Here is an 11,519-nt window from a genome sequence, read left to right on the forward strand (position 1 = left end):
ATGCACGACACGCACGACACGTACGACACGTACAACGGGATGGCCGCGACCGACCTGGAGGGCGTGGTCTGGCAGAAGAGCCTGCACAGCAACTCGCAGGGCAACTGCGTCGAGTTCGCCGCCCTCCCGGGCGGCGAGGTGGCGATGCGCAACTCGCGCTTCCCGGACGGTCCGGCGCTCATCTACACCCGGGCCGAGATCGCCGCGCTGCTCCTGGGGGCGAAGGACGGGGAGTTCGACCACCTGGCGGTCTGACCGGCCGCCGGCTTCACCAATCGGGGGGCCGTCGTGGGTGCTGACACCACGACGGCCTTTGTCTTTGTCCGGAGCCCCGGGGGTCCCCGGAAGCCCCGGAAGTCCTGAGAGCCCTGGAAGCCCTGGTCCGGAATCCCCTTCCGGGCCGGGTCCGTCCGTACCTCCGCCCGGGATCCGTGCCGCCGGGCGGGCCGGGAACGTCACGGCTCCCGCTGCGCCGCCGCCGTGCCGAGCCGCCGCACGCGGATCGGAGGAGGGGCGCCACCGCCGGGGGCTGCCGGTGCCCGCTGCCCGAGGGTCGCCGGTCGCCGCTGCCGGGGTGCCGTTCGCCGTGCTGTGGTGGTTCCCTGGTCCTTCGGTTCCCCGGCTCCCCGGTTCACCGTCGGTCGCTCAGGCCGAGCGCCGGTGCCGTCCGCCGAACTCCGCCACCGGGACGGGGGCCGGCCGCTGGGCCTCCTCCGCCTCGAACAGGGCCCAGACGACCTTGCCGCTGCCCAGCGGGTGCCAGCCCCAGGAGTGGCTGAACGAGTCGACCAGGTGCAGTCCCCGGCCGGACTCCGCCACGAAGTCCGCCTCCCGGGCCACCGGGCCGGTACTGCTGGGGTCGCTCACCGCGCAGACCACCTGGGGCGCGCGGTGCACGAGGCTTATTCGGATCGGCAGCCGGCTCTCCACCGCCGGCTGCGCGGGAAAGTCGTAGTCGTCCGCCGCGCCGGGACACGCGCCGATGGCGTGCCGCAGCGCGTTGGTCACCAGCTCCGATGCCACCAGCGCGACGTCGTCGAAGAGTTCGCCCAGCCCCCACCGCTGCAGGGCGGTCCTGGCGAAGTCGCGCGCGGTTCTGACAGCCTCATAGCGGGGAGCGAGCGTACAGGTGACCACAAGGGGGTCGACTGCCAAGGCCGTTCCGGTGCTCATGAAGAGCTCCTCCCATAAGGGGGCGGACACGGCTGGACCCGCCGGGGTCATGCCGGTCACCTCCGACTCGCTCGGCCGCGCGGCCGCCCCTCGACCAGGCGCGCGCGCACGAGGGCCCGGAGGCGCGGGGGCGCTGCCGGGCCGGTGCACGGAATCGCGCGTGGGGTCGACGCGGAGCCCGCGGGATTGCCAGGGGTGTGCAGGTGCACGTGCACCATCGTGCTCTGCGCTCACTGCAGATGCAAGAGTCGATTCACGTGCAGTCGTTCAAATGGCATATGCAAGCGCCGGATGCACGTGCATCCTGGTGTGCGGAGTGCGGAACTGATAGGAACATCCGTCAGTATCGGCACCGTGAGCGCTCATCTGATGGCAGACTGTGCGCTGTTTGCCCTAGGTGGAGGTTAGGACCACATGACCACAGTTCAGCCGGGCGGCGGCTCGATGGTCCGCCGGATCCTCCTCGGCTCCCAGCTGCGCCGGCTCCGCGAGACGCGCGGCATCACCCGCGAGGACGCGGGCTACGCGATCCGCGCCTCCGAGTCCAAGATCAGCCGCATGGAACTCGGCCGGGTCAGCTTCAAGGAACGTGACGTCGCCGACCTGCTCAGCCTCTACGGCGTGGACGACGGCCTCGAACGCGAGGCCCTGCTCGGCCTGGTCCGCGAGGCGAACAAGTCGGGCTGGTGGCACAGCTTCAACGACGTCCTGCCGGGCTGGTTCCAGACCTACGTCGGCCTGGAGGAGGCCGCTGCCCTCATCCGTACCTACGAGGTCCAGTTCGTCCCCGGCCTGCTCCAGTCCGAGGAGTACGCACGGGCGGTCTTCGGCCAGAGCCGGCCGGTGATCAGCGAGGAGGAGGTCGAGCGCCGGGTCAGCCTGCGCATGCGCCGTCAGAAGCTGCTCACCGAGGGCAACAGCCCGCGGCTCTGGGCGGTCATCGACGAGGCCGCGCTGCGCCGGCCGGTCGGCGGGCCCAAGGTGATGCGCGGCCAGGTCCAGTACCTGATCGACGCCGCCGAGCAGGCCAACGTCGTCATCCAGGTCATGCCGTTCCGCTTCGGCGCCCACGCCGGTGAGTCCGGTGCGTTCACCATCCTGCGCTTCCCCGAGCAGGACCTCGCCGACGTGGTCTACCTGGAGCAGCTGACCAGTGCGCTGTACCTGGACAAGCGCGACGACGTGGACGCCTACATCCAGGTCATGGAGCGGCTCTGCGTGGACAGTCTCACGCCCGAGCGCACCATCGATCTGCTGGCCTCGATCCTGAAGGAACGCTGAGCGCCGGCCGGGAGCCGGCCGGGAGACCGGCCGGCGACCCGAGCACGACGGGGGAGCGGCCGCCGGCCGCCGCGGGTCAGCCGCGGGCCGGCGGCCGCTCCCGTTCCGGGGGCAGGGGCTGCGGCGGGCGGCCCAGCCGCCAGGGCAGGTCGTAACGGCGGAACAGGTCGGCGCGGATCGGGGCCAGCGGCAGCTCCGCCCCGGGCAGCAGCACGCCTATGCAGCCGCCCATCAGCGCGCTGCGCAGCACCGCGTGCTCGGCCACCGGGTCCGGCGCCCCCCAGTCGCGCAGCAGTTCCTGGAGGATGGCGCCCAGCCGCTGCTGCTCGGGGTCCTGGACGAAGGCGCCGGTGTCCGGGTCGAGGATCAGCGCCAGGTGCGAGCGCATCACCCGCGGGTGGTCCATGGCCAGGCCGAGCACCGCGTCGATGGCCAGGGCCAGCCGGGCCTCCGGGCCCGCGTCGGGGGCCAGCTCGTCCAGTGCGGCCGAGAGCGTCTGGTGCATCATCCGGTGGGTCGCGGACTGCATGAGCAGCCGTTTGCCGTCGAAGTAGTAGGAGAGCAGCCCGCGGGCGAGCCCGGCCCGCTCGGCGATGTCGGTCAGGGTGGTGCCGGCGTATCCACGCTGGTCGACCAGTTCGACGGTGGCCCGCATGATGCGTCGCCGGGAGCGCTGTCGCATCTCCTCATTGACCGAATCCCCGCGAGGTGCCATCGTGTCTGCTCCGTACGTTCGTTGGCTGGCGGCCAATATACTGGCCCGGCCGCCGACCGAACCCCGGCGGCCGGCCCCTGGCCGGGCGGACGGGTTCGGATCGTACGGAGGCGCCGGCCCTACCAACACGGGGGTTTGGTAGAGCCGGCGCCCTGCTCGTCGGCGAGGGCCGGACCGCGGCGCCGGGAGTCCCCGTCCGGGGCCCCTGCCGTCGTCCGGCGCTCGCCGGTCAGCTCTTGCTGAGGACCTCGCCGCGCTCCTCAGCCAGGTCTTCCCGGCTGGCTGACGGATAATCATAGTCCGGCACCGGCCGGGGAGTTGCCTTCTTCCGGCGGTCGAGCGCGGCACCGGCGACGGCGATCACCAGGCCGGTCAGGGCGACCGCGGTGACGAAGAGCAGCGCGGGCCGGTAGCCGTCCAGCTGGGCCTGGGCGCTGGTGCCCCCGCCGTTGCCGGCGGTGATGATCGCGGTGGCGCCGGCCAGCACGACCGCGGTGCCCACCTGGATCGCGGTGTTCACCAGGCCGGAGGCGAGCCCCTGCTCCTCGTCGGCCACCCCGTCGGTGGCGGCGATGTTCACCGAGGGGAAGGCCAGGGCGAAGCCGACCCCCAGCAGGACGATCGAGGGCAGCACCAGCGCCGGGTACGAGCTGTGCTCGTCCAGCCGCAGGAACAGGGCGAACGCGCCGACCAGGGCGAGCAGGCCGATCGGCAGCAGCCGGCCGGTGCCGAAGCGGTCCACCACCGGGCCCATGAACGGCGCCGACAGGGCGATCATCGCACCGGCCGGGAGCAGCCCGAGCGCCATCGCCAGGGCCGACCAGCCGAGCAGGTCCTGCAGGTAGAGGGTGACCACGAACTGGAAGCCGCCGTACGCGCCGGCCATCGCGAAGGCGATCACATTGGCCCGGGCGACCCCGCCGTTGCGGAAGATGCCGAGGCGCACCAGCGGGTGCGCGGTGCGGCTCTCGACCACCAGGAAGGCCGCCACCAGCAGCACCACGGCGGCGAGCGAGCCCAGGGTCCGCAGGCTGAGCCAGCCGGCGCCCTGCGCCTCGGTGGCGGTGAAGACCAGCAGCAGGACGGCGGCGGTGCCGGTGATCGCGCCGAGCACGTCGTAGCGCCCGTGCGCCTTCTCCTCGACGGGGCGGGGCAGCAGCCGCACGGCGAAGGCCAGGGCGATCAGCGCGATCGGGACCGGCATCAGGAAGGTCCAGCGCCAGCCGACCGAGGTGAGCAGTCCGCTGAGCACCAGGCCGAGCGAGAAGCCGCTGGCGCCGCAGGTGGTGTAGATCGACAGTGCCCGGTTGCGGGCCGGGCCCTCGGGGAACGTCGTGGTGATGATCGACAGGCCGGCCGGGGCGGTGAAGGCGGCCGCGACGCCCTTGAGGAAGCGGGCGGCGATCAGCAGGCCGCCGTCGTCGACCAGGCCGCCGAGCAGGGAGGCGGCGGCGAAGACGGCGAGCGCGGTCAGGAAGACCCGGCGGCGGCCGAGCAGGTCGGCGGTGCGGCCGCCGAGCAGCAGCAGGCCGCCGTAGCCGAGCACGTAGCCGGAGACCACCCACTGGAGGGTGGAGGTGGACAGGTGCAGTTCGGAGCCGATGGACGGGAGGGCGATGCCCACCATCGAGACGTCCAGGGCGTCCAGGAAGAGTGCGGCGCAGAGCACGATCAGCGTGCCCCAGAGGCGGGGAGTCCAGTGGGCCCCGGCAGATGACGGTGCGTCGGGTGTCGCGGCGGTCGCTGTGGTCATGGCGCAAGAGACTACATGCACATGCATCCAATGCAAGTGAATAAGATGTTAACGCAGTAGTTGTTGCCGCCTGTGATACCGTGGCGGCGTGGCTGAACTCGACTCCCCGGCGGAGGCAGGTCTGGTCGCCCAGTGGCGCGACCTGCTGGCCCGGCATGCCCAGACCGCCTGCCTGCTGGATCGCGAGCTCGGCGAGAAGCACGGGCTCGGCATGAGCGAGTTCGAGGTGCTGGAACGCCTGGTCGAGGGCTGCGACGGCACCGGCGGCGGGCTGCGGGTCCAGGAGCTCGCCCCCACCGTGCACCTCAGCCAGAGCGCGCTCTCCCGGCTGATCGGCCGGCTGGAGAAGGCCGGACTGGTCACCCGCGCGATGTGCGCCGACGACCGGCGCGGCATCAACGTCGCACTGACCGGCGAGGGGCACCGGCGCTACGCCGAGGCGCGCGCCCTGCACCGCGAGGTGCTCTCGCTCACCCTGGCCGACGACGACCCGGCGCCCGGCTGCGGGCCGGCCACCGGCTGACGCCGCGTCAACCCGATCGCCGGGAAGGCCGGTTCACCGGTTCGTCCGGCCGCCGGCGGAGCGGCGCTCAGCGCAGGGCGAGCAGGCCCGGCGCGGCGGCCAGGACGACGACCGCGGCGGGAGCCGCCAGGGCGGCCAGGGTCAGCTGCAGCCGGCTCGGCACCGACAGCCGCGGCCGCCCCGCCAGCAGCCGGTCCACCCGCTTCGGCGACTGCGCCAGCCCGGGCGGGCAGGAGCCGAACACCCCGCGCCCCAGATTGATCTCGGCCAGCGCCAGGGCCGTGGTGTGCCGCCCGTGCCGGCGCGCCGCCCGGTCGTCCGCCGCCAGCTCCACCAGCTCGCCCACCTGGTCCCGGAAGGCGCTGAACACCCCGACCCCGGGGAATCCCGAGGCGAGCGCCTGGGCCCCCTGCGCCAGCCAGTGGTGCCGGGCCCGGACGTGCCCGCGCTCGTGGCTGAGAACCGCCGCCAGCTCCCGGTCGGTCAGCTGCCGCATCGCCCCGGTGGTCACCACCAGCCGGGAGTCGTGCCCCGGCAGCGACCACGCCTCCGGGCGGACGTTCTCCAGCACCACCAGCCGCTCCCGGCGGGGCCGGGCGCCGAGGCCCGAGGCGGGCTCGATCGACTCCGGCAACGGCGGTGACAACTCGGCGAGTTGGGCGTGCCGGCGGTTGCGCAGCGCCTTCGCCGTACGGACCTCCCGGGTCAGCGCCAGCACCGTCTGCAGCCCGCCCGCCGCCAGCACCGCCGCGCAGAGCCGGCCCCAGCCCTCGGCGTTGTGCAGCCCGTACGCGGCCTCCACACCCGTGGGCGCACCGGAGAACAGCACCGCGCGCAGCGCGGGGAGGGCGGCCATCGCGGCGAGCACCAGGCTCAGCGCGCAGCACAGCAGGACCGCCACCACCAGGCACTGCCAGACCAGCAGCGCCAGCACCGGTTCGCGTTCCACCCAGCGCGCCCGGGTCAGCAGCCGCGGAGCGGCCGTCGCGAGCAGCAGTCCGAGCAGCAGCAGGCCGAGCAGGGCCGTCATGGCATGGGCTCCCCGAGGACGCACGGAGCGCGACAGTGCGCTTCCCGCCAACGTATGCGCTGCCGGGGCCCGGTGGTACGAATTCCGGCCGCCCAGTGACCAACGCCACGGCGGCGCGGCGGCGCGGCGCCTTCCGCACCCGGCGCGCGACCGCTACATGGTCAGGAGCATGGCGAACATGCCGATCACCACCGACAGCCGGCAGGCCCGCGGCAGCCCCGCCGAGACCGCCGGCACCGCCCCGCCGGACCCGCTCAGCAGCCGGCTGCCGGACCACAGCGCGCACCCCCCGAAGTAGACGAGCAGCACACCGGTCAGCGCCGGCCAGCCCGGCGCCGCGTGATGACCGGCGTGGCCGGGCGCGGCCGCCATCACCAGCGCCATGTAGGTCATCGCCAGCGCGCCCACCGCGTGGTGCAGCCGGTGCGCGCGCCGCGCCGGGCGGCGGAGGGCCGCGAGCAGCAGGAGCACCGCCGGCGGACCGTACAGCCAGGCCCACACCGCGCCCGGCACGGCCGTCCCGGTCGCCGCCATGGCGGCCATCCCGCAGCCCATCAGTCCCTCGGCGAGATCCGACTCATGGGCGCGCAGCCGCGGCCCGGCGGGCCCGGCCCGGCCCCGCGCCGGTGCGCACGGCGTGCGGCGCAGCCGGGAGAGGCAGTAGCCCCCGGAGGCCGCGCCGAGGACGGCGAGCAGCCAGCTGACCAGGTGCGGACCGTGCAACGTCGGCCTCCCGGGCGCCGCGGACGGGCGTTCGGTCCACGGTCGCCGCCCGAGGCCGCGGGCAGCAGGGCGCGAACGGGGGCGCACGGAGGTGCCCGTCGTGCGGCGCGCGGCGGCCCCGCGCCGGTCGGCCGCCCCGCGTCCGGCGCCGCCCGCCGCCCCCGGTGGCGGCGCCCCGCCCCGCGCGGCATGGTCGGCTTGGGGGCCTTCGTCCGGCCCCGTCCGGAAGGTCCCGCGGACCGTTCGCCCGTCCGCCGCTCGCGCCCGCAGGCCGGACCGCCGAAGATCCGCCGCCGAGCCCCCCCTTGAACAGAAGAACCTTTCGTACTTATGGTGGTCTCGTTGAAAACCCTCCTGTCGAAGTGAGTCCACGATGCAGAATCTTTCGCCAAGGCTCGCTGTGGCGGCCGACGCCCCGGCCCAGAACCTCGCCGAGCACCCGGCCTGGCTGCGACTGAAGGACGCCGTCGAGACCCTGCGCCCCCTGCAGTCCAAGGACGGCTCCATCGACCTGTCGGCCGTGCAGCGCCACACCGTCGACCCGCTGGTCGCCACCGTGCGCACCGCCGTCGCCGAGCTGGCTCCGCACTTCCCGCACGACGCCGCCTACCTGGCCGCCGTCGACGCCGACCTCGCCAAGTGGGCCGACACCGGCTACCGGGAGCCCGACTTCCTGGACTCGCTGCTCGCCTTCCAGCCCGCCGACCAGCGCGAGGACGGCCTGCAGCACCTGGTCGTCTTCCCGATGTACACCCAGAACGGCAACCCGAACCGCAACCTGGAAGCCGTCCTGCTGAACGTCGTCTGGCCCGAGTGGCTCGCCGAGCTGGAGCGCACCCGCTTCGACAACCCGATGTTCGTGCCGATCACCTTCACCGACTTCACGGCCGGCTACGACACCAACTCCGCCGTCCTCTTCCCCGAGACCGTCGCCGTGCGCAAGGCGCCGGAACGTTTCACCTGGGGCGGCATCTTCTGCGACCGCGAGGCCGCCCGCTTCCGCGTCGTCACCTCCAACGCCGTCGACCTGCTCGGCCTGGAGATCCCCGCCGACGCCGCGAGCCTGCTGCAGGACCAGGAGCGCACCCAGCAGACCTTCGTGCTCTGGGACCTCATCCACGACCGGACCCACAGCCACGGCGACCTGCCGTTCGACCCCTTCATGATCAAGCAGCGCAGCCCGTTCTGGATGTACGGCCTGGAGGAGCTCCGCTGCGACCTCACCACCTTCAAGGAGGCGGTGCAGCTGGAGTCCGAGGGCAACGAGCACGCCCGCGACGTCCAGTACGCCGTCCTCTTCGACCGCCTCTTCCGCTTCCCGCTCAGCGGCGACCGCGTGCGCAACTACGACGGCATGGGCGGCCAGCTGCTCTTCGCCTACCTGCACAAGAACAACGCCCTGCAGTGGCGCGACAACCGCCTGAGCATCGACTGGGACCGCGCCCCGCAGGTCACCAACGCGCTCTGCGCCGAGATCGAGACCCTCTACCGCGACGGCATCGACCGCCCCAAGCCCGCCCACTGGGTCGCCGCCTACGAGCTGGTCTCCCGCTACCTCACCCCGCACCCCGCCTCCACCTGGGCCAAGGGCACCGAGGCGCTGCCGTTCGACATCACTGACCCCAAGGCGCTCAACAAGGCCCTGTGCGACGCTGTGCTCCCCGACGAGTTCCCGCTGAGCATGTTCTACGAGGCCCTCTCGAAGAAGCTCGGCGGCGTCATCGCCTCCACCGCCGGCATCACCGGCGCCGGCCTGCAGGGAGCTGCCGCGTGACCACCGCACCCAAGGGACCCCTGACCGGCAAGGTCATCGCCGTCGCCGGAGCCAGCGGCCCGGCCGGCCAGGCCGTGCTGCGCCGCCTCGCCTCCGACGGCGCCACCGTCATCGGCGCCGACATCGACGCCCAGCGCCTGGAGACCGCCCTCGACACCGTGCGCGTCGCCGTGCGCGGAGCGCGGATCAGCGGCCAGGTCATCGACCTCCTCGACCCGCAGGAGGTCCACGACTGGGCCGACCACCTGGAGGCCGAGCACGGCCACGTCGACGGCGTGTTCCACCTCGTCGGCGGCTGGCGCGGCAGCAAGACCTTCTTCGAGAGCCGGATCGACGACTGGGACTTCCTGCACGACACCGTCGTGCGCACCCTCCAGCACACCTCGCTGGCGTTCCAGCCCGCGCTGCTCCGCAGCGAGGCCGGCCGGTACGCGATGATCTCCGCCGCCGCCGCGCACAAGCCCACCTCGGGCGGTGCCGCCTACGCCGCCGCCAAGGCCGCCACCGAGGCCTGGACGCTCGCCATGGCCGACTCCTTCCGCAAGGAGACCACCGCCGAGGACGGCAAGCCCACCGCCGCGGCTGCCATCCTGGTCATCAAGGCGTTGGTCAGTCCCGAGATGCGGGCCGAGAAGCCGGACGCCAAGTTCGCCGGCTTCACCGACACCGCCGACCTCGCCGCTCATCTGGCGGGCCTCTGGGACCGCCCCGCAGAAGAACTGAATGGACAGCACCTGTGGCTGACAGCCCGATGACCGACCCCTTCGGCAGCACGGACGCGGTACGGCGGCACGACCCCGCCGTCCGCGGCTTCGCCAGCGACAACTACGCCGGCGTGCATCCCGAGATCCTCGCCGCGATAGCCCTCGCCAACGGCGGCCACCAGGTCGCCTACGGCGAGGACGACTACACCGCCCACCTGCAGGACGTCTTCCGCCGCCACTTCGGCGAGCAGGCCGAGGCGTACCCCGTCTTCAACGGCACCGGCGCCAACGTCGTCGCCCTGCAGGCCCTGCTGCCGCGCTGGGGCGCGGTGATCGCCGCCGACACCGCCCACATCAACGTGGACGAGGGCGGCGCGCCGGAGAAGATGGGCGGCATCAAGCTGCTCACCGTCCCCACCCCGGACGGCAAGCTCACCCCCGAGCTCATCGACCAGCAGGCCTGGGGCTACGGCGACGAGCACCGCGCGCAGCCGCTCGCGGTCTCGATCACCCAGAGCACCGAGCTCGGCACCCTCTACACCGTGGAGGAGATCCGGGCGATCGTCGACCACGCGCACCAGCTCGGCATGCTGGTCCACGTGGACGGCTCGCGCCTGGCCAACGCCGCCGCCTCGCTGGGCGTGCCGCTGCGCGCCTTCACCACGGACGTCGGCGTCGACGTGCTGTCCTTCGGCGGCACGAAGAACGGCCTGCTGTTCGGCGAGTGCGTGGTCGTGCTCAACCCGGAGAAGGTCCGGAACATCAAGTTCCTGCGGAAGACCTCGATGCAGCTCGCGTCGAAGATGCGTTTCGTCTCGGTCCAGTTCGAGGCGCTGCTCTCCGGTGACCTCTACCTCCGCAACGCCGGCCACGCCAACGCGATGGCCGCGCGGCTGGAGACGGCCGTCCGCGGGATCGACGGGGTGACCGTCGTGCGCCCGGCCCAGGCGAACGCGGTGTTCGCGATCCTCCCGCGCGAGGTGAGCGAGCGGCTGCAGAAGCGCTACCGCTTCTACTTCTGGAACGAGCACACCGGCGAGGTCCGCTGGATGTGCGCCTTCGACACCACGGAGGCCGACATCGACGCCTTCGCGGCGGCCATCGCCGAGGAGATGGGCCGCGCCTGAGGCCGGCTCCGGACCGCGGATCGTCCCGTCCTGCGCGAGCAGGGCGGGACGATTTGCATGTGGCGTCCCCGTCCCCGTACAGTTCCGGAGTCGCCGCGGGAGAGCGGGGACAAGCGGAAAGCGAAGTCGGCTGAATGAAACTCCGGAAAACGGAGCGGAAAACATCTGATAAGCTGGAAACACGAAAGAACGAAGCGCCCGGAGGGCCGGTGTGAAAGCCGCCCGATGGAAGCGTCCGTTCCTTGAGAACTCAACAGCGTGCCAAAAGTCAACGCCAGATATGTTGACATCCCCGGCCTCGGTCTTCGGATCGTGGTTGGAGATTCCTTTTTGAAATAACACAGCGAGGACGCAGTGCGCGGGGCCGCCCTATTCCGGTGGTTGCCGTGCCGCTCAACGCGAGTGTGAACCCGATTACGGGTCATCATTCACGGAGAGTTTGATCCTGGCTCAGGACGAACGCTGGCGGCGTGCTTAACACATGCAAGTCGAACGGTGAAGCCCTTCGGGGTGGATCAGTGGCGAACGGGTGAGTAACACGTGGGCAATCTGCCCTGCACTCTGGGACAAGCCCTGGAAACGGGGTCTAATACCGGATATGACCTGGGACCGCATGGTCCTGGGTGTAAAGCTCCGGCGGTGCAGGATGAGCCCGCGGCCTATCAGCTTGTTGGTGGGGTAATGGCCTACCAAGGCGACGACGGGTAGCCGGCCTG

Annotated in this window: 11 protein-coding genes and 1 rRNA gene; 7 read left to right on the forward strand and 5 right to left on the reverse strand. The window is 72.2% G+C overall.

Annotation, left to right across the window (positions count from 1 at the left end; all coding sequences use genetic code 11):
- Positions 1 to 255, forward strand: coding sequence for a DUF397 domain-containing protein (locus tag ACF1AK_RS14080; RefSeq protein ID WP_380281362.1), 255 nt, complete (start codon positions 1 to 3; stop codon positions 253 to 255).
- 390 nt (positions 256 to 645) lie between these two features.
- Here the strand turns inward: ACF1AK_RS14080 and ACF1AK_RS14085 are convergent, their stop codons facing one another.
- The gene (locus tag ACF1AK_RS14085) at positions 646 to 1,173 is read right to left on the reverse strand and encodes an ATP-binding protein (RefSeq protein ID WP_391499039.1); all 528 of its coding nucleotides are present in this window, start codon (positions 1,171 to 1,173) and stop codon (positions 646 to 648) included.
- 414 nt (positions 1,174 to 1,587) lie between these two features.
- On the opposite strand from ACF1AK_RS14085, the gene ACF1AK_RS14090 reads away from it, so the two are divergent.
- Positions 1,588 to 2,454 carry a helix-turn-helix transcriptional regulator gene (locus ACF1AK_RS14090; protein WP_350542546.1) on the forward strand — a complete coding sequence of 289 codons (867 nt, stop codon included), beginning with the start codon at positions 1,588 to 1,590 and terminating at the stop codon, positions 2,452 to 2,454.
- Between the two features lie 76 nt (positions 2,455 to 2,530).
- On the opposite strand, the gene ACF1AK_RS14095 is transcribed toward ACF1AK_RS14090, so the two are convergent.
- Positions 2,531 to 3,136: a TetR/AcrR family transcriptional regulator gene (locus tag ACF1AK_RS14095; protein ID WP_391499040.1), complete on the reverse strand. Its 606-nt coding sequence runs from the start codon at positions 3,134 to 3,136 to the stop codon at positions 2,531 to 2,533.
- Between the two features lie 262 nt (positions 3,137 to 3,398).
- A complete protein-coding gene (locus tag ACF1AK_RS14100) occupies positions 3,399 to 4,922 on the reverse strand; it encodes an MFS transporter (RefSeq protein WP_391499041.1) in 1,524 nt (507 codons plus the stop codon).
- A gap of 88 nt (positions 4,923 to 5,010) precedes the next feature.
- Here ACF1AK_RS14100 and ACF1AK_RS14105 point away from each other — a divergent pair, with 88 nt between their 5' ends.
- The gene (locus ACF1AK_RS14105; RefSeq protein WP_391499042.1) at positions 5,011 to 5,445 is read left to right on the forward strand and encodes a MarR family winged helix-turn-helix transcriptional regulator; all 435 of its coding nucleotides are present in this window, start codon (positions 5,011 to 5,013) and stop codon (positions 5,443 to 5,445) included.
- A 67-nt stretch (positions 5,446 to 5,512) separates the two neighbouring features.
- Here the strand turns inward: ACF1AK_RS14105 and ACF1AK_RS14110 are convergent, their stop codons facing one another.
- Positions 5,513 to 6,475: a M56 family metallopeptidase gene (locus tag ACF1AK_RS14110; protein WP_391499043.1), complete on the reverse strand. Its 963-nt coding sequence runs from the start codon at positions 6,473 to 6,475 to the stop codon at positions 5,513 to 5,515.
- A gap of 153 nt (positions 6,476 to 6,628) precedes the next feature.
- Positions 6,629 to 7,198: a DUF5134 domain-containing protein gene (locus tag ACF1AK_RS14115; protein ID WP_391499044.1), complete on the reverse strand. Its 570-nt coding sequence runs from the start codon at positions 7,196 to 7,198 to the stop codon at positions 6,629 to 6,631.
- Between the two features lie 373 nt (positions 7,199 to 7,571).
- Between ACF1AK_RS14115 and ACF1AK_RS14120 the strand changes: the two genes are divergently transcribed.
- From ACF1AK_RS14120 to ACF1AK_RS14135, 4 genes are all read left to right on the forward strand, one after another.
- Positions 7,572 to 8,972: a DUF6421 family protein gene (locus tag ACF1AK_RS14120; RefSeq protein ID WP_391499045.1), complete on the forward strand. Its 1,401-nt coding sequence runs from the start codon at positions 7,572 to 7,574 to the stop codon at positions 8,970 to 8,972.
- Complete coding sequence (locus ACF1AK_RS14125; RefSeq protein WP_391499046.1) at positions 8,969 to 9,727, forward strand: SDR family oxidoreductase; 759 nt, start codon at positions 8,969 to 8,971, stop codon at positions 9,725 to 9,727. The genes ACF1AK_RS14120 and ACF1AK_RS14125 overlap by 4 nt, the downstream gene beginning before the upstream one ends.
- Entirely contained in the window at positions 9,724 to 10,803 is a 1,080-nt protein-coding gene (locus ACF1AK_RS14130; RefSeq protein WP_391499070.1) for a threonine aldolase family protein, read from the forward strand. Before ACF1AK_RS14125 ends, ACF1AK_RS14130 begins: the two co-directional genes overlap by 4 nt.
- A gap of 427 nt (positions 10,804 to 11,230) precedes the next feature.
- A 16S ribosomal RNA gene (locus ACF1AK_RS14135) occupies positions 11,231 to 11,519 on the forward strand; the annotation flags it as partial.

Source organism: Kitasatospora sp. NPDC015120 (assembly GCF_043080305.1).
In the GTDB taxonomy this organism is placed as follows: domain Bacteria; phylum Actinomycetota; class Actinomycetes; order Streptomycetales; family Streptomycetaceae; genus Kitasatospora.

Excerpts from the sequence above, each read along its gene's own strand:
- ACF1AK_RS14080 (WP_380281362.1), top strand. The coding sequence starts at position 1 with ATGCACGACACGCACGACACGTACGACACGTACAACGGGATGGCCGCG.
- ACF1AK_RS14085 (WP_391499039.1), bottom strand. The coding sequence starts at position 1,173 with ATGAGCACCGGAACGGCCTTGGCAGTCGACCCCCTTGTGGTCACCTGT.
- ACF1AK_RS14090 (WP_350542546.1), top strand. The coding sequence starts at position 1,588 with ATGACCACAGTTCAGCCGGGCGGCGGCTCGATGGTCCGCCGGATCCTC.
- ACF1AK_RS14095 (WP_391499040.1), bottom strand. The coding sequence starts at position 3,136 with ATGCGACAGCGCTCCCGGCGACGCATCATGCGGGCCACCGTCGAACTG.
- ACF1AK_RS14100 (WP_391499041.1), bottom strand. The coding sequence starts at position 4,922 with ATGACCACAGCGACCGCCGCGACACCCGACGCACCGTCATCTGCCGGG.
- ACF1AK_RS14110 (WP_391499043.1), bottom strand. The coding sequence starts at position 6,475 with ATGACGGCCCTGCTCGGCCTGCTGCTGCTCGGACTGCTGCTCGCGACG.
- ACF1AK_RS14120 (WP_391499045.1), top strand. The coding sequence starts at position 7,572 with ATGCAGAATCTTTCGCCAAGGCTCGCTGTGGCGGCCGACGCCCCGGCC.
- ACF1AK_RS14130 (WP_391499070.1), top strand. The coding sequence starts at position 9,724 with ATGACCGACCCCTTCGGCAGCACGGACGCGGTACGGCGGCACGACCCC.